The sequence below is a fragment of the Pantoea brenneri genome (genome assembly GCF_038594305.1).
Lineage (GTDB): Bacteria > Pseudomonadota > Gammaproteobacteria > Enterobacterales > Enterobacteriaceae > Pantoea > Pantoea brenneri.
The window spans coordinates 802,818-820,126 of sequence record NZ_JBCGBG010000001.1 but is presented as its reverse complement, the minus strand read 5'-3'; the positions used below and the strand labels follow the sequence as shown (position 1 = coordinate 820,126).

17 protein-coding genes are annotated in these 17,309 nt (G+C 57.7%); 10 read left to right on the top strand and 7 right to left on the bottom strand.

The genetic code is table 11. The features are described from left to right. Positions 1-19 precede the first annotated feature (19 nt). On the top strand, positions 20-748 hold the full coding sequence (cmoA, locus tag AABB92_RS03700; protein ID WP_031376660.1) for a carboxy-S-adenosyl-L-methionine synthase CmoA: 729 nt from the start codon (positions 20-22) through the stop codon (positions 746-748). Further along, complete coding sequence (gene cmoB / locus AABB92_RS03695) at positions 745-1,713, top strand: tRNA 5-methoxyuridine(34)/uridine 5-oxyacetic acid(34) synthase CmoB (RefSeq protein ID WP_031376659.1); 969 nt, start codon at positions 745-747, stop codon at positions 1,711-1,713. Before cmoA ends, cmoB begins: the two co-directional genes overlap by 4 nt. Before the next feature lie 16 nt (positions 1,714-1,729). On the opposite strand, the gene AABB92_RS03690 is transcribed toward cmoB, so the two are convergent. Continuing rightward, positions 1,730-2,353, bottom strand: a complete 624-nt coding sequence (locus AABB92_RS03690; protein WP_031376658.1) for a LysE family translocator — start codon at positions 2,351-2,353, stop codon at positions 1,730-1,732. Between the two features lie 137 nt (positions 2,354-2,490). Between AABB92_RS03690 and AABB92_RS03685 the strand changes: the two genes are divergently transcribed. Further along, a complete protein-coding gene (locus AABB92_RS03685) occupies positions 2,491-3,588 on the top strand; it encodes a glycerol dehydrogenase (protein WP_031376657.1) in 1,098 nt (365 codons plus the stop codon). Positions 3,589-3,621: 33 nt separating this feature from the next. On the opposite strand, the gene AABB92_RS03680 is transcribed toward AABB92_RS03685, so the two are convergent. Next, the gene (locus tag AABB92_RS03680) at positions 3,622-4,470 is read right to left on the bottom strand and encodes a hypothetical protein (protein ID WP_046288269.1); all 849 of its coding nucleotides are present in this window, start codon (positions 4,468-4,470) and stop codon (positions 3,622-3,624) included. Between the two features lie 267 nt (positions 4,471-4,737). Here AABB92_RS03680 and AABB92_RS03675 point away from each other — a divergent pair, with 267 nt between their 5' ends. Next, positions 4,738-5,436: a DUF421 domain-containing protein gene (locus AABB92_RS03675; RefSeq protein WP_052720595.1), complete on the top strand. Its 699-nt coding sequence runs from the start codon at positions 4,738-4,740 to the stop codon at positions 5,434-5,436. Between the two features lie 2 nt (positions 5,437-5,438). Next, positions 5,439-6,170 (top strand): DUF421 domain-containing protein, encoded by a 732-nt coding sequence (locus tag AABB92_RS03670; RefSeq protein WP_052720594.1) that lies wholly within the window; start codon positions 5,439-5,441, stop codon positions 6,168-6,170. A gap of 126 nt (positions 6,171-6,296) precedes the next feature. On the opposite strand, the gene cutC is transcribed toward AABB92_RS03670, so the two are convergent. Continuing rightward, positions 6,297-7,049 (bottom strand): copper homeostasis protein CutC, encoded by a 753-nt coding sequence (cutC, locus tag AABB92_RS03665; protein ID WP_046288268.1) that lies wholly within the window; start codon positions 7,047-7,049, stop codon positions 6,297-6,299. An 85-nt stretch (positions 7,050-7,134) separates the two neighbouring features. Here cutC and AABB92_RS03660 point away from each other — a divergent pair, with 85 nt between their 5' ends. After that, the gene (locus tag AABB92_RS03660) at positions 7,135-8,280 is read left to right on the top strand and encodes a MalY/PatB family protein (RefSeq protein WP_046288267.1); all 1,146 of its coding nucleotides are present in this window, start codon (positions 7,135-7,137) and stop codon (positions 8,278-8,280) included. Here the strand turns inward: AABB92_RS03660 and AABB92_RS03655 are convergent. Beyond that, positions 8,277-8,837: a VOC family protein gene (locus AABB92_RS03655; RefSeq protein WP_046288266.1), complete on the bottom strand. Its 561-nt coding sequence runs from the start codon at positions 8,835-8,837 to the stop codon at positions 8,277-8,279. The genes AABB92_RS03660 and AABB92_RS03655 overlap by 4 nt on opposite strands. Before the next feature lie 314 nt (positions 8,838-9,151). Between AABB92_RS03655 and AABB92_RS03650 the strand changes: the two genes are divergently transcribed. The 4 genes from AABB92_RS03650 to AABB92_RS03635 all read left to right on the top strand — a co-directional run bounded on the left by AABB92_RS03650 (position 9,152) and on the right by AABB92_RS03635 (position 13,486). After that, positions 9,152-9,274 carry a hypothetical protein gene (locus AABB92_RS03650; protein ID WP_009089698.1) on the top strand — a complete coding sequence of 41 codons (123 nt, stop codon included), beginning with the start codon at positions 9,152-9,154 and terminating at the stop codon, positions 9,272-9,274. Between the two features lie 208 nt (positions 9,275-9,482). Further along, positions 9,483-11,213 (top strand): arginine--tRNA ligase, encoded by a 1,731-nt coding sequence (gene argS, locus AABB92_RS03645; RefSeq protein ID WP_031376653.1) that lies wholly within the window; start codon positions 9,483-9,485, stop codon positions 11,211-11,213. A 113-nt stretch (positions 11,214-11,326) separates the two neighbouring features. Then, the gene (locus AABB92_RS03640) at positions 11,327-12,253 is read left to right on the top strand and encodes a LysR family transcriptional regulator (RefSeq protein WP_046288265.1); all 927 of its coding nucleotides are present in this window, start codon (positions 11,327-11,329) and stop codon (positions 12,251-12,253) included. Positions 12,254-12,487: 234 nt separating this feature from the next. Further along, the gene (locus tag AABB92_RS03635; protein ID WP_031376652.1) at positions 12,488-13,486 is read left to right on the top strand and encodes an aldo/keto reductase; all 999 of its coding nucleotides are present in this window, start codon (positions 12,488-12,490) and stop codon (positions 13,484-13,486) included. 17 nt (positions 13,487-13,503) lie between these two features. On the opposite strand, the gene flhE is transcribed toward AABB92_RS03635, so the two are convergent. The 3 genes from flhE to flhB are packed head-to-tail and all read right to left on the bottom strand — an operon-like array spanning position 13,504 to position 17,136. Next, entirely contained in the window at positions 13,504-13,896 is a 393-nt protein-coding gene (flhE, locus tag AABB92_RS03630) for a flagellar protein FlhE (protein ID WP_046288264.1), read from the bottom strand. Further along, on the bottom strand, positions 13,896-15,992 hold the full coding sequence (flhA, locus tag AABB92_RS03625) for a flagellar biosynthesis protein FlhA (RefSeq protein ID WP_031376444.1): 2,097 nt from the start codon (positions 15,990-15,992) through the stop codon (positions 13,896-13,898). Before flhA ends, flhE begins: the two co-directional genes overlap by 1 nt. Beyond that, positions 15,985-17,136 (bottom strand): flagellar biosynthesis protein FlhB, encoded by a 1,152-nt coding sequence (flhB, locus tag AABB92_RS03620; RefSeq protein ID WP_031376443.1) that lies wholly within the window; start codon positions 17,134-17,136, stop codon positions 15,985-15,987. Before flhB ends, flhA begins: the two co-directional genes overlap by 8 nt. Between the last annotated feature and the right edge of the window lie 173 nt (positions 17,137-17,309).

Here is a 17,309-nt window from a genome sequence, read left to right as displayed (position 1 = left end):
GTCTCTTCGGATTTTCGATATGTCTGACCGCGATCAACTCTTCTCAGCGCCCATTGCAAAACTGGGCGACTGGACTTTTGACGAGCGCGTAGCTGAAGTCTTTCCCGACATGATTCAGCGCTCGGTGCCGGGCTATTCCAACATCATCTCGATGATTGGCATGCTGGCAGAACGTTTTGTGACGCCCGACAGCCAGGTTTATGACCTCGGCTGCTCGCTCGGCGCGGCCACCCTGTCGGTGCGCCGCAATATTCAGGTGCCCGGTTGCCAGATCATTGCGGTGGATAACTCCCCGGCCATGGTTGAGCGCTGCCGTCGTCACATTGATGCCTTTCGCGCTGACACGCCGGTAACGGTGCTGGAAGCGGATATCCGCGATATTGCGATTGAAAACGCCTCGCTGGTGGTGCTCAACTTCACGCTGCAATTTCTTGAGCCACCGGCGCGGTTAGCGCTGCTGGAGAAAATCTGGCACGGGCTGAAGCCTGGCGGTGCGCTGGTACTGTCAGAGAAATTCAGCTTTGAAGATGCCGAAGTCGGTGAACTGTTGTTTAACATGCACCATGACTTCAAGCGCGCCAATGGCTACAGCGAGCTGGAGATCAGCCAGAAGCGCAGCATGCTGGAAAATGTGATGCTGACCGATAGCGTAGAAGCGCACAAAGCCCGCCTGAAACAGGCCGGTTTCTCGCACGCCGAACTCTGGTTCCAGTGCTTTAACTTTGGTTCTCTGGTGGCATTGAAATGATCGACTTTGGCCGTTTTTATCAGCAAATTGCCGTCGGTCCGCTGGCGAAGTGGCTGGAAGTGTTGCCGGCGCAAATCAGCGAATGGCAACGGGAAAACCTGCATGGACACTTCCGCGACTGGTATAAGTCGCTGGAATATCTGCCGTTGCTCGAACCGCAGCGGCTTGACCTGTTACACAGCGTCAGTGCTGACCGCGATGACATCAGCGATCGCCACCGTCAGGGCATTGAGAAACTGCTGCGCAATCTGATGCCGTGGCGCAAAGGGCCTTACTCACTCTACGGCACCGAAATCAATACTGAATGGCGCTCCGACTGGAAATGGGATCGCGTATTGCCGCATATCTCCTCGCTGGCGGGCCGGACGGTGCTGGATGTGGGCTGCGGCAGCGGTTACCACATGTGGCGGATGATTGGCGCCGGTGCCCATCTGGTGGTTGGTATCGATCCGATGCAGCTGTTTCTCTGCCAGTTTGAGGCAGTACGTAAGCTGCTGAATGACGATCGCCGCGCCCATCTGTTGCCGCTGGGCATTGAGCAGTTACCGGCGCTGCAGGCGTTCGATACGGTGTTTTCAATGGGCGTGCTCTATCATCGCCGTTCCCCGCTCGACCATCTGCTGCAGCTGAAAAATCAGCTGGTGAGCGGCGGCGAACTGGTGCTGGAAACGCTGGTGATCGAAGGTGATGTGAATCAGGTGCTGGTGCCCGGTGAACGCTATGCGCAGATGCGCAACGTGTTCTTTATTCCGTCGGCCGAGGCGCTGAAAAGCTGGCTGGAGAAGAGCGGTTTTGTCGATGTGCGCATCGTTGATTTCGCCCGCACCACCACCGAAGAGCAGCGTCGTACCGACTGGATGACCAGCGAATCGCTGGCCGAGTTCCTCGATCCTGACGACGCCAGCAAAACGGTCGAGGGTTATCCTGCCCCGCTGCGCGCGGTGCTGGTTGCCACCAAACCTTAAAGCCCTTCCCTGAAGCTTAGCGGCGGGACAAAGCCAGTTTCGCCGCGAAGCCAATGAACACACAGCCGGTCAGGCGATCCATCACTTTCAGCACCCGTGGCTGGCGCAGATGGCGGGCGAAATAGTGGCTGCCACCAATCAGCACCGCATTCCACACCAGTCCCAGCAGCATGTGCGTCAGCGCCATCAGGCTACACCACAGCGCCACCGATGCCCCGGCAGGAATAAACTGCGGCAGAAAACTGACATAAAAGATCCCCACTTTTGGATTCAGCAGGTTGCCCAGCAAACCGCGGCTGAAGCAGGCAAGATAGCCCTGTTTCAGCAGCGGTTGCCCGCTCTGAATCATCGGCTGCTGGCGCGGTTTCAGCAGCAGTTTCAGTCCCAGGTAGAGTAACCACGCCGCGCCCAGCCACTTCAGCAGGTTGTAGGCCATTTCAGACGCCAGCAGCAGCGCGCCTAATCCTAATCCCACCGCGACGCCCCACACCAGACAACCGAGCGTCACGCCCAGCGCCGTTACGCTGGCGCGCTTCGCGCCCTGGGCCACCGCCGAGCGCAACACCAGCGCGGTATCAAAGCCCGGCGTCAGGGTCAGAACAGTAATCGCAAACAGAAAAGAAAACAGCGTGGTGCTCATCAGGATCTCCTGGAAGATGGCGGGCTGGCCGTAGCTTAACAGGGTTCCGGCGACATCTCATTGGTGATTCCCCCGCCCGTTTGCCGACTTTGTGCCAGGCTAACAGCGGTTTATCTTCATATTAAGGAGTTGTGATTATGAGTAAATTTATCTTCTCTTCACCCCGCAAATATGTGCAGGGCGCTGGCGTACTGGATGAGCTGGGGCCTTACATCGCCGAACTGGGTGACAACGCTTTCCTGGTGGCGGATGAAATCGTCTGGAAACTGATTGGCGAGCGCACGCAGCAGGCACTGCAAAAGGCGGGCGTTAATTTTAACTGGCAGCAGTTTAATGGCGAAGCCTCCAGTAATGAGATTACCCGACTGAGCCAGCTGGCGAAAAACCAGGGCTGTAATGTGGTGGTCGGGCTGGGCGGCGGTAAAACGCTGGATACGGTGAAGGCGGTGGCGGATGAGCTGAAGCAGCCGGTGGCGATCGTGCCAACTATTGCCTCAACGGATGCGCCCTGCAGCGCGCTGTCGGTGATCTACACCGACAGCGGCGTGTTTGAGAGCTACCGGTTCTACAGTAAAAATCCAGACCTGGTGCTGGTGGATACCGCGGTGTGCGCCAGCGCGCCGGCGCGGCTGTTTGCATCCGGTATCGCCGATGGCCTGGCAACCTGGGTCGAGGCGCAGGCGGTGGCCCGTTCGCACGCCAAATCGATGGTGAACGGTGATCCTACCCTCGCCGGTCTGGCGATTGCCCGCGCCTGTGAAGAGACGCTACTGACCTGGGGCTACAGCGCCTTCGTGGCGGTAAGCGAAAAACGGGTAACGCCAGCGGTCGAGGCAGTGGTTGAGGCAAACACCCTGCTCTCTGGTCTGGGCTTCGAAAATGGCGGCCTGGCGGCGGCTCATGCCATCCACAATGGCTTTACCGCGATTGATGGCGATATCCATCACCTGACGCACGGTGAAAAAGTCGCTTACGGTACGCTGACCCAGATGGTGCTGGAGCGGCGTCCGGACGATGAGATTGCGCGCTACATTCGTTTCTATCGCGCCATCAACATGCCGACCACGCTGAAGGAGTTGCATCTGGAGAATGAGAGCTGGGAAAATCTGGTCAAAATAGGGGCGCTAGCCAACAGCGAGGGGGATACGCTGAAGAACCTGAACCCGAACCTGTCGCCGGAAGATATTGCCCACGCGCTGCTGGCGCTGGATGCGTTCAGTAAGACGGTGGAATAACGCCTCGCGGGCGATGGATAGTGCGATCGCCCGCTACTCTTCTGCCGCAGGCTGGCCCCAGTACTCATATTTATAGGCGGAGCTGAGATGACGTTCGATGGTGCCGCGGGTAAACACTTCGGTTTCGTGCAGGTAGCTCAGGGTACAATTCCCGACCTGATCCCACGACTGACACTCATCGACGGTGCGGATGGTACTCAGCGGCGTGGTCGCGGTGCCGTTCAGGCGCAGCTCCCGCCACTGGTTATCGTAGGTGTAGCTATCGGTGCTGCGGGTTGAGGTGGTGCGGGTCACCAGCCCCTGCGGATTCCAGCGGTAGTGATACTCTCCGTTGGTCAGCTGATCGCTGCCACGCGCCACGCTTTTTTGCAGCCGGAACTGCGGATCGTAACGATAGGTGGTGTCCGTAAAGCCACTGGTGCCCATGCTGGTAAATTTATCCGAGGCGCTGGTGATGTTGCCGTTTTTCCCCTTCTGCCAGTTGATCGTCCCCTGCCGGTTATCGACCACCACCTCTTTTCCCTCTTTCAGCACCTTCACCAGATAGGCATACTCCGCCACCCAGCCACCCTGCACCCGGGCGATGTGCTGCTCCATACTGAGGATCACGTTGCGTTCATTCTTGTCGTAAGTGACATCGGCCACCAGCAGATCGCCGCAGGCATCGAACTGACCCAGCACGCGCTTTTGCGAATTCACATCTTTGCCAAATTCTCCGGCAATCACCTGCTTAACGGCACCCTTTGCGCTGCCGCCCAGCAGGATCCAGTTATTACTGCTGGCAATAGCACCACTGTGCGGGCCGCACTGGCTGGCCGCAACCAGCGGAGTGCTCAGACCAGCCAGTAACAGGCTTACAGCAACAATCGGTTCGCATTTCATAAGGTAAGTTCCAGACAACGTTGGGTTAAGTGTAAACGCTGCGGCGGCGAATGGCGGCCTAAGGCAAAAATTTCAGTTGGCCGCCCGCGCCGGTTATTTCGCTATAAAGCAGTCTCTGCTGTGGGTGCAGAGCGCTGAAGACACCGGGCTTTTTGAGGCTTAAGCCAGACGGCACAAGGGCTGCAGGCCGGTTGACCGTGCGGCAGAATAGATTTCACACGATATACTTTTTCACTCTGCTATTCGTCAATAGGGGTACGGTGAGTCATGAAGCAGGATGAAATCGTGTTGTCCGATATTGCACGTCTGGTTTTTGGTCAGAATCCTCCCACGTTTCTGCTGGAGGTGATTGGGCGCGCAGTGATCTGCTTTGTCCTGATTATTATCGCATTGCGTCTGCTGGGTCGTCGCGTCGCCTCGCAATATACGCTGTTCGAACTGTCAGCGGTGGTCACCCTGGCGGGGACCATGGGCGTCCCGTTGCTGGATGACAAGCGCGGGCTGTTGCCGCCATTGGTGATCATTGCCAGCCTGCTGGCGTTGCAGCATCTTGCCGGCCATCTCAGCATGCGCTCCCGCCGGTTCGATCGTCTGCTGGCGGGTAGCGAACGGGTGGTGCTGGATGAAGGTCGACTGAAGCTGGAGACGCTGCGCGCCACCGTGCTGTCGCGCGAAAAACTGTTCTCACTGCTGCGCGGTCGTGGCGTTCAGCATCTGGGGCAACTCAGCCGGGTATACATTGAGCCTTCCGGTGCATTAACCCTGGTGTGGAGCGATATCCCGCGTCCCGGTCTGGCGATTGCGCCCCGCGGCGATGACGCCCTGATTGCGGCGATGGAAACCGATGAGCATCAGGTCTGCTTTTCCTGCGGTAACCTGGCGGACCGCAATACGCCCGCCGATAGCGCCTGCCACTGTTGCCACGCGCACCACTGGCTCCCCGCCTCAACCTCGCTGGAGGACTAACAATGCGTGACCTTATGCACCGCTGGCTAATCGGTGAAGCGCCCTGGACCTTTGCCGGTGAGGTGCTGCTGCGTTTTTTGTTCATCTATCTGGTTTTACTGCTGGTGCTGCGGCTGATGGGCCGTCGCTTTGCCGGTCAGTTAAGCATTATCGATCTGGCGATAATGATCATGTTGGGTGCCGCGATTGGTGCGCCCTTGCAGACGCCTGAAAAGGGCATTCTGACCACCATCGTGTTGCTGATTACGCTGCTTGGCTGTTTTCGCCTGCTCTCCTGGAGCACCTTTTTCTCGCATCGGCTCGAAGTGCTGACCCAGGGCGATGCCACGTTGCTGGTGATGGATGGACGACTGGCGCTGGAGCATCTGCACCACGCTGAATTTTCGCGCGATCGGGCATTCTCGGAACTGCGTTCAATGGGCGTTCAGCATTTGGGTGAGGTCCGGCGCGCCTGGCTGGAACCGTCTGGCCGGGTCAGCCTGTTGCTCTATCAAAAGCCGCGTAGCGGACTGTGGCTGCTGCCTGAACAGAATGAGACCTTCAACCAGCATATAGCGGTGGATGGCTGTTTCGCCTGTGGTCACTGCGGTTACGTGGTGCAGAGTGAGCAGCAGCCTGACCAGCAGTGCGACTACTGCGGCCAGCGGGCGTGGCGTCAGGCCGTGAAGCGGCTCGGGGTGGAGAAAATCTACCACCCGCATCAGAAGGAGCATCCGCGCGAAGCCGGTGAATAGAAGCCGGTGAATAAAGGAAAAAAGAGGAACTGCAGGCAAAAAGAACCCCAGCAAGCATACTGGGGTTTGGTACTTGCAAACATCACGTCAATGATCGGCGTGCTGCGCGGCAAAATCGGAAGTGATTCAGGCCACCCGGACGGTGCTCATCTGCATCACGCTTTTCATCGCCTCCACCACATCGCCATCAACGCAATAGCGGCTGAACTCATCGGTTTCGGCTTCAGAACACATGGAAACACCCGCTTTGCGGTAGCGCATCGGCGAAGCGATCAATCGGCTTGCCGAGCTATGGACTTCACGTATTCCCATGTCGAGGAACTTTTGCAGGTTACTCAGACGAACACCGGCACCTGCCATAATGATAGGACCCGTGCTCACTTCATTAAGTTCCTTCAGCAGTGCAATTCCATTCTCCGCGCTCTGCTGCTGCCCTGAAGTCAGAATGCGGGCTACGCCAAGATCGGTCAACTCCTCCAGCGTGCGTTTCGGACTATGGCAGAGGTCAAAGGCACGGTGGAAGGTCACCGCCAGGCCATCGCACAGCGCCATGATTTGCCGCATCTGCCCACGATGGACGTGCGCATCTTCGTCGAGCATGCCGATCACCAGGCCCGGAAAGCCGAGTTCGCGAATCAGGGCTACGTCAGATTTCATCGCCTCGAATTCACGTGCGGTATAGCAAAAGTCGCCGCCGCGCGGCCGGACGATGGGATGAACCGGAATTGAAACTTCACGCCGGGCAGCATTCAGCATGCCGGCGGACGGGGTTAAGCCCCCTTCACGTGGCGCGGCACAGAGTTCAACCCGATCGGCGCCGGCCTGCTGCGCGGTCACTGCGCAATCCACGCCATAGCAGCAAATTTCCAGTGTGGTCATTCTCTTCTCCTTTACATGACTCTGGTTCAAGGCAGATTCATCAGTTAGTCTGGCTGCTGGAATGAGTTTACCGGGAAAGTTAACTATGGCATTCAATTTCGACCAACGGATAGACCGTCGTCACAGCGATAGCCTTAAATGGAACAAATATGCGGACCAGGACATTCTGCCGTTGTGGGTGGCAGATACCGATTTTCGATCGCCAGATTGTGTCATCGAAGCGATAAAAGCCCGTGCCGAACATGGCATTTTTGGTTATGGCGATAAGCCCACTGGTTTTATCGACAGCGCCGTTGAGTGGCTGGCCTCGCGCTATAACTGGCACGTTAATCCCGAGTGGATTGTGGTACTGCCGGGCGTGGTGTGCGGGTTAAATCTGGCAGTACGGGCATTCACCGCGCCGGATCAACTGACCATCGCCCCCACGCCAATCTATCCGCCCTTCCGTAGCGCGGCAAAACTGGCGGAGCGCGGGCAACTGAATCTGCCGCTGAGCCTGCAACAGGGACGCTGGCTGCTGGATCTGGCGGCGGCCGACGGTCAGATGACCGGTAAAGAGCGGCTGCTGATGCTGTGTAACCCACAGAATCCGGGCGGAACGGTCTACCGCCATGACGAACTGCAGGCGCAGCTGGAATTTGCCCGGCAGCATGACCTGATTGTCTGTTCCGATGAAATCCACAGTGATTTGCTGCTGGAGCCCGGCGTGCAGCATATTCCGTTTGCCAGCCTGAGCGAAGAGGCCGCCCAGCGCTCTGTTACGCTGATGTCGCCATCCAAGAGCTTTAACATCGCCGGTCTGGGTGCCTCGATGGCGATCATCCCCAACGCTGAACTGCGCGCCCGCTTTAATAAGATGAGACGGGGCATTGTGCCCGATGTCGATATTCTGGCCTTAGCGGCGGCAGAAGCCGCCTGGCGCGACGGCAGCGCCTGGCTCAGCGCGCAGAATGCCTACCTGCGCAGCAACCGTGACTGGCTGGTGTCGCAGGTCAACAAGCTGCCCGGCTTATCCCTGATCGCACCGGAGGCGAGCTACCTCGCCTGGATCGATGCGCGCGGTCTCGGGGTAGCCAGTCCGGCGCTCTACTTTGAAAAACATGGGCTGGGACTGTCAGCAGGACGCGAATTTGGCGATGACCAGTTTGTCCGTCTTAACTTTGGCTGTACCCGCGCCCTGCTGGATGAAGCGGTCGCCCGACTGCAGCGCGCCGTTGCCGCCCGGCCTTAATCCTGCTCGCTGGCGACAATCTCTTCCAGTCGCCATGGATGAAATTTAATCGTTGTCTGCCCATCCGTCACCGCCAGGGTCGGATTGGGCAGACGCTCATTTTCGCCCTGTGGCGAGCTGGTCTTGAACGAAATCCCCGGCTGCGTCAGCGCCTCATCCGATAATAACGCCATGGCACGCACGCCCAGCGTCTGATGATCGCCGCGCAACACCACCTCGACATGCTCCCATCCCTCATGACGGTAACGCTTCTCGCCCGGCCACGGCAGTTCGACCACATCCAGCGCCCAGCCCGCCACCTGCAACGGTTGATGCAGTTTAAACAGGCAAATTGGCCGGCCATTAATCATCGCCTGAGAAAACTGGGTGCCAATCTGCTGCAGCCCTTGCTGCCAGCGCACTGCGGTCGCGTCCTGATGACAACGCACTGCAATGTGATCGGCTTCAAGATCGTTAAGGCATAAACCCAGTCGCTGGGCAAAATTTTGCAACGATTCTTCAAAACGTTGCAAATCTGTCTTTAAATCGTCCAATTCAGCGGGAAAAGGTCTGGTCACAACGGTAAATCCTCTCGATTTGTTTAATCTTTTTTAACATTAGAACCTGTTGCCTGCTCTGCCCTGAGCGCCACAAAATGATCAGATTCATCTTATTTAGCCCATTATTTCCGGCAAAAGCGTATAAGAACAGCTTTCAATTCGGATTAATCCCCTCTTTAGGTCCATGAGTTAATTGATGAAAGTGACCTAAACTTATGATTTTAATCACCTTCTTTAATACAATAAGATAACTCTTATTTGACAGTGAAACAATTGCAGCCACCCCCTGTTTCTTATAAATTTGACCTAACACAACCAAAAGGAATGGCTCTATGTCTATGCTCATCGTTGTCGCTGTCCTGATCGCACTGATGGGATTTGCAATTTCCCGCCATTGGAAGGTGCGTGAAGATAAAAGCGTCAAGAACCCTCGCCGTCACCTGCGACGTCGTTAACGCCACAGGGAAACATCTTCGGCTCTGTTTCCCCGCTTCATCCAACTGCTGACGCCCACTGACATTTCACGTATACTTTTCCCCTCATTTTTTTCCATTTTGTCTGCGCCCTCCACTGCTGTCACGCCATTGCGCAGTGCTGCCAGGCAAGATGATGACGGCTCGGATCCAGTGATTCGGGCGTTGTTCAGCACATGAAGGTAACCCGGTGAATATTCAGTCTCTTCTTTCCGCAAAAGTCAGTCAGGCAATGGTTTTAGCCGGCGCTCCCGCCGATTGCGAACCGCAGGTTCGTCAGTCCGCCAGGGTCCAGTTTGGTGATTATCAGGCCAACGGTATTATGGCCGTGGCGAAAAAGCTGGGGCAAGCACCGCGACAATTAGCGGAAGCAGTGATCCAGCATCTCGACCTGACCGGCATCGCCAGTAAAGTTGAAATTGCCGGACCGGGCTTCATTAACATTTTCCTCGATCACCAGTGGCTGGCGACCCATGCGCGTGAAGCGCTGAGCCTGCCGCGCCTCGGTGTACAGCAGGTTGAACCGCAGACCATCGTGGTCGATTACTCTGCACCCAACGTGGCCAAAGAGATGCACGTCGGCCACGTGCGCTCCACCATTATTGGCGATGCCGCGGTCCGGACGCTGGAGTTTCTCGGCCATCGGGTGATTCGCGCCAACCACGTCGGCGACTGGGGCACACAGTTTGGTATGCTGATCGCCTTCCTTGAGAAGCAGCAGAACGAGCATCACGCTGAAATGGCGCTGGCCGATCTGGAAGCGTTCTACCGCGAAGCCAAGCGTACCTACGATGAAGACCCGGCGTTTGCCGAGCGCGCACGCAGCTACGTGGTCAAACTGCAGGGCGGCGACGAATATTGCCGTCAGATGTGGAAAAAGCTGGTCGACATCACCATGAGTCAGAACCAGAAAATTTATGACCGCATGAATGTCACCCTGACGCGTAAAGATGTGATGGGTGAAAGCCTCTACAACGATATGCTGCCAGGCATTGTCGCTGACCTGAAGCAAAAAGGGTTAGCGGTAGAAAGTGAAGGCGCTACCGTGGTGTTCCTGGATGAGTTCCAGAACAAAGAAGGCGAACCGATGGGCGTGATCATCCAGAAAAAGGATGGCGGCTATCTCTATACCACCACCGACATCGCCTGTGCCAAATACCGCTATGAAACCCTGAAAGCCGATCGGGTGCTCTACTACATCGATTCACGTCAGCATCAGCATCTGATGCAGGCCTGGACCATCGTGCGCAAAGCCGGTTATGTTCCGGAGTCAGTACCGCTGGAGCACCACGCCTTCGGCATGATGCTGGGCAAAGATGGTCGTCCTTTCAAAACCCGCAGCGGCGGCACCATCAAGCTGGCCGATCTGCTTGATGAAGCCTATCAGCGCGCCTATAACCTGGTTCGTGAAAAGAACCCGGAGATGAGTGAAGAGGAAGTGAAAACGCTGGCGGAAGTCGTCGGCATCAGTGCCGTGAAGTACGCTGACCTGTCAAAAAGCCGCACCACCGATTACATCTTTGACTGGGATAACATGCTGGCATTTGAAGGCAATACCGCGCCTTACATGCAGTACGCTTACACCCGTGTACTGTCGGTATTCCGTAAAGCGGGCATTGATGCCGCAGCGCTGGACGCAGAGATTGTGATCAGCGAAGAGCGTGAAGCGCAACTGGCAACCCGCCTGTTGCAGTTCGAAGAGGTGATCACCCAGGTTGCGCGTGACGGCACGCCACACGTGATGTGCGCCTATCTGTACGATCTGGCGGGTCTGTTCTCCGGTTTCTACGAGCACTGCCCGATCCTGACCGCCGAATCGGACGCTACCCGCCTGAGCCGACTGCAGCTGGCGGCGCTGACCGCGAAGACGCTGAAACAGGGTCTGGATACGCTGGGTATCGATACCGTCGAACGCATGTAAACCGCCTGCGGCGCTGCGGCAGACGATAACCGTTGCCTCAGCGCCGTGCGCCAGCCTGACAGCGTCCTTTCCCGGCGATTCAGGACGCTGCCGCCGATCGGCAGGATGACGCAATGAGTATGCCCGCGCACCTTATCAACACCCATCTCCCCAGCATTAAGCAACTGCAATGTTTCCTCGCGGTGGCCCATGAACTTAACTTTCGCCGGGCGGCAGAACGCCTGCGGATGACCCAGCCGCCATTAACCCGGCAGATCCAGTGTCTCGAAGCGGTGCTGGAACAGCAGTTATTTCACCGAACCACCCACGATGTCAGCCTGACCGATGCCGGACGTAACCTTATGGTGAAGGCTGACGCTATCCTCAGACAACTCAGCGAACTGAAAACCGAGGCCGCCATGACGCCGGGCCGTTTACGCATTGGCCTGACGCGGACGCTTAATTTCGACTTTATCGAGGCAGTCAGGGCTCAGCTCAGCCAACTGAAGATTGAGGATGAGATCGAAACGCCCGATCTGAGCTCGGCGCAACTGCTGCAGTGCCTGGCAAAAAACCGGCTGGATCTGATTATCACCGGCGAGAAAGGGCCGGATGCAGACCAGTCGGCAAACTATGGGTGGATCTGTCGCGAACCGCTGCGGGTGGCGCTGCCAGCGCTGCACCCGGCCAGCCTGCAATCACAGGTTGCGCTGGACGATCTGGCTGACCTGCCGCTATTCTGGTTCCCGCGTAGTGCCAATCCGCTGTTTTACGATAAGTGTGAACGCTACTTTTCGCAGTTGCGGGTCACGTTTAAACGGGTCAAAGAGCCTGACGATTCGCTGGTGATGCTGTCACACATCGCCCGGGGCAAAGGCTTCGCGTTGCTGCCCCAGTCAAAATGCACCTTCAATCAGCAAGGCCTCTGTTATCGGGAACTGACCGATTCTGCCGCCCAGCAGTTAAATATCGATCTGTATGCAGTAATCCGCGCGGATGAAACGCGCCAGGCCGTGCGGGACGCCCAGGCCTTATTGTGTCGCCCGCTGCAACCGGAATAAGTCATCGCTGGCTGCCATAAAGCATCACTGCGGCCGATAAACCTGGCCAGAATGATGCCGCTTTCGCTTACTTTTCAAACTATTACGCTACGTAAATCTGCCCTGCTACGCAATCAATCCCACCTGTCCCTAACGCTGTTGCCAGCTGGATGATACCTTTACTGAATAACCAAAATGCGAATTCATTAACGGAAAGCGCGGTGGAATAATCGGGTCAACTTATCAGGAGGCATGATGAAAACCCGAACTCTCACGCAGGATTTGAACGTCAGTGCAATTGGCTATGGTGCAATGGGACTGAGTGAATTTTATGGCAAGACCGACGACAGCAGCGCGCTGCAACTGCTTAATTCTCTGATCGATCTGGATATCAATTTTATCGACACCGCAGACCTGTATGGCCGCGGCCACAATGAGCAGCTAATCGGCGAGTTTCTTGCCCGGCTGGATACGCGCAGCCGGCAGCAGATAAAGGTCGCCACCAAATGCGGTATTGAGCGTGCTGCCGATCAGGCCTATGCCCGCGTCATCAATAATCAGCCCGATTACCTCATTCAGTGCTGCAACGCTTCGCTGAAAAGGCTGGGCGTCGAGCAGATCGATCTGTTTTACCTTCATCGCGTCAGCGAGTCCACGCCCATCGAGCACAGCATGGACTGTCTCAGCCAGCTGGTTAAGCAAGGGAAGATTCGACATGTCGGTCTGTGTGAAGTGTCAGCAGCCACCCTACAGCGAGCACATGCGGTTCATCCGGTCGCCGTGTTGCAGACAGAATATTCTTTATGGACCCGGGATATTGAAGCGGAGATCCTGCCGATGGTGAAAAAACTCGACATCGGACTGGTGCCCTACTCTCCGCTCGGCCGCGGTTTTCTGACCGGCAAATACCTTAACAACAGCGACTTTGCCGCAGACGACTTCCGTAAAAATAATGACCGCTTCCAGCAGGCCAGCCTCGATCATAACGCGCAGTTGCTGGAGGTTGTGCGGCCGCTAAGCCAGAAGTATCAATGTACGGTGGGTCAGATTGCGCTGGCGTGGCTGCTGGCGCAGTATCAAAGAATTGTGCCGATTCCTGGCACCAAACGGCTGGCTTATCTGACGGAAAATGCGCAGGCCAGTGAAGTGGTACTGGAGGCGGCTGATGTCGCGTTACTGAACCAGATTCATCAGCAGGTGGAGATTAAAGGCGGCAGGTATTCGGCCGAAGGGATGAAAGGCGTCAATGCCTGATACGCCTCATCCCGCCGCTACTGGTAATTCACCATCACTTCGCTGCTGACGACCCGCAAGCCCGGCGGCAGCGCGCCGCTGCCGGCAAAACCAAACACCATATGCAGCGTTTCATCGGCGCTGAGATGTGCCAGGCCACGAGTGGTGCCGCTGGCGCCTTCCAGCGTAGTACAGCGTTGCGCGCCGCACAGCCGCACTTCCAGCCCGGACGGGGCCGGTTTGCTCAGTTGATAACGCCAGTTAACCACGCTGATCTCGCCGCTAAGGTTAGCCGGTGCCGCCAGCGGCTGGCTGCGCTGCCAGCTGCCGCGGTTGGCCAGCAGCGGACCACTGGCGCTGGCCTGCCACGCACCACCGGCCGCCTGAGCCAGCAGCGGCAGCATTAATCCCAACGCCATCATCCAGCGCATTATTTGCCTCCGATGGTGGCGGTCATGCGAATCTGACGGTTGTCGCTCAGTTCGAGGTTAGACAGCACCACCAGCTGCGGCAGATTGCGACGCAGGAAGCGGGCCAGCAAGGCGCGTAGCGGATGATTGACCAGCAGCACCGGCGGTGCGCCGAGCATTTCCTGACGCTGCAACGCCGCCTGCGCCTGGCTTAACAGCCGATCGGCCAGACCTGGCTCCAGTCCACCACCGCCCTGCAACGCCTGCAGCAGCAAGCGTTCCAGCGTGGCATCCAGTCCGATCACCTGCACTTCATCATTGCCCGGGAACCACTGCTGAGTAATGGCGCGACCCAGCGCCACGCGCACCACGCTGGTCAGCTCCTGCGGATCGCTTTGTACCGGCGCATGCTCGGCCAGAGTTTCGATGATGGTGCGCATATCGCGAATCGACACCCGCTCCACCAGCAGGTTTTGCAGCACCTTGTGCAGCGTGGTCAGGCTGATCACGCCCGGCACCAGATCTTCGGTCAGCTTCGGCATCTCCTGGGTCACGCGATCCAGCAATTGCTGCGCTTCCTGACGGCCAAACAGCTCGCTGGCGTATTGTCCAATCAGGTGATTCAGGTGCGTTGCCACCACGGTACTGGCTTCAACCACGGTAAAGCCCTGGATTTGCGCCTGCTCTTTGAGCGCGCTGTCAATCCAGACGGCCGCCAGCCCGAACGCCGGATCGACGGTTGCTTCACCCGGCAGACTGCCCGCTGCGGTGCCCGGGTTAATCGCCATCCAGCGGCCCGGGTAGGCATCGCCGCTGCCGATTTCGACTCCTTTCATCAGAATACGGTAGCGCGCCGGCGGCAGTTCCATGTTGTCACGGATATGCACCACCGGCGGCAGGAAGCCGACATCCTGCGCCACCTTTTTACGGATACTGCGGATACGGCCCAGCAGCTCACCATTTTGCAGATGATCGACCATCGGAATCAGGCGGTAACCTACTTCCATCCCCAGCGTATCTTCCAGTTGCACATCGGTCCAGGAGGCTTCTGCGCTAGCCGGTGTTTCCGGGGTTTTAGTCAGGCTGCCCGGCGTCGCTTCCATCTTCTTGTTCGGCTGCATTTCCCGACCGCGCAGCCACCAGGCCAGGCCGAGTAAGGCGGCGGTAAACAGCAGGAAGACGAAGTTTGGCATGCCGGGTACCAGCCCGAGCAGGCCGATGACGCCGGCACTCAGCATCAGCACTCGCGGATCTTTGAACAGCTGGGTTACCATCTGCTCGCCCACGTCCTGATCGGTCGCCACACGCGTAACGATTACGCCCGCGGCGGTGGAGATCACCAGCGCCGGGATCTGCGCCACCAGACCATCACCGATGGTCAGCAGGGTATAGGTTTCCGCCGCGTGCCCCACGTCCATACCGTGCTGCACCACGCCGACCAGCAGGCCGCCGATGACGTTGATCACCATGATCATGATACCGGCGATGGCATCGCCGCGGACGAACTTACTGGCACCGTCCATTGAGCCGTAGAAGTCCGCTTCCTGGGTCACTTCTGAACGGCGACGTTTGGCTTCATCTTCGCCGATTAAACCGGCGTTAAGGTCGGCGTCGATCGCCATCTGCTTGCCGGGCATCCCGTCAAGCACAAAGCGCGCGCCCACTTCGGCGATACGGCCAGCACCCTTGGTGATAACCATAAAGTTGATGATGACCAGGATGATGAACACCACGATACCGATAGCGAAGTTGCCGCCGACCAGGAAGTGGCCAAAGGCCTCAACCACCTGACCTGCTGCTGCCGCGCCGGTATGCCCTTCCATCAGAATAATACGGGTCGAGGCGACGTTCAGCGCCAGACGCAGCAAGGTGGAGAACAGCAGAATGGTCGGGAATGCCGCAAACTCCAGGGTACGCTGGGTGAACATCGCCACCAGCAGCACCATGATCGACAGCGCAATGTTAAAGGTGAACAGCAGATCGAGGATGAACGGCGGTAACGGCAGCACCATCATCGACAGGATCATCAGGATCAGTACCGGACCCGCCAGCACCTGCCACTGCATATCTTTAAAGTTGCCCGGTAAACGTAGTTTTGCGGCCAGGTTATTAGCCATCGTTTTTGCTCTCTCCTGCAAAGTCCATCTCTGCCGGGACCGGCAGGTTTTTCGGTTTGGCTGGGATCAGGCCGCCTTCGCGCTTCCAGCGGCGCGACTGCCAGACCCAGGCCAGCACTTCCGCCACGGCCGCATAGAGCGCGCCCGGAATGTGCTGTCCAATTTCAGTGTGTCGGTATAGCGCACGCGCCAGCGGCGGTGCTTCCAGAACCGGAATGCGGTGTTCCGCACCCAGTTCACGAATTCTCAGGGCGATTTCGCCCGCGCCCTTGGCAATCACCTTCGGTGCGCTCATCTTCTTCTCGTTGTACTGCAGCGCCACTGAATAGTGCGTCGGGTTAGTGACGATCACGTCGGCTTTGGGCACATCGGCCATCATCCGGCGGCGGGCCGCGGCGCGCATCTGCTGGCGGATACGCCCTTTGACGTGCGGGTCGCCCTCCTGCTGTTTGTGTTCGTCGCGGATTTCCTGACGCGACATGCGCAGTTTTTTGTAATAGCTGTAGAGCTGCCAGAAAACGTCGTAACCGACCATCGGCACCAGCCCCAGCATCACCAGGGTGCAGCAGATGGCAATCATATCCATGCCGTGCACCAGCGCGTTGATCGGAGATTCGCTGATCAACCGCAGCATCTCCGGCCAGTGGATCCAGATGTACCAGCAGGCAACGCAGCCCACCAGCACGGTCTTGAGGATGCCTTTGAACAGCTCCGTCCAGGCCTGGGCGGCAAACATTCGCTTGAAACCGGCCAGCGGGCTGAGCTTGGTAAAATCGACTTTGATCGATTTGCCGCTGATCACAATACCGCCCAGCAGCATCGGCGCAGCAATCGCCACCAGCACCAGTCCGCCCATCAGCGGCAGCAGCGCCATTAACGCCTGGCCGATCAGGCTGCCGATATGGCTGATGATGATTTTATCGTCGGTCACCATGCCGTGATCGAAACGCAGACCGGTGGCCACCATGCCCGCCAGACGGTGCGCCATCATGGTGCCGCCCATCCACAGAATCATGATACCGGCCAGCAGCATCAGTAATGAGGTCAGTTCGCGCGAACGCGGGATCTGCCCATCTTCCCGCGCCTTTTCAAGTCGGTGCGCGGTGGGCGATTCTGTTTTGTCCTCGTCGCTTTCTTCAGCCACGACAAACCTCGGTTGGCAGGAATTCTGAGCATAGAATGCCAAAACTGGCTGGGGTTAAAGCGCAGATAAGACGGGAAAAACAGGCGTTCTTTGGCGGATGAGTTTAATAAAGCAGAGCGGGCCCACCGTCTGGTGGCCCGGTGAGAGAAAGGGACGGCAACGCAGCCCGCCAG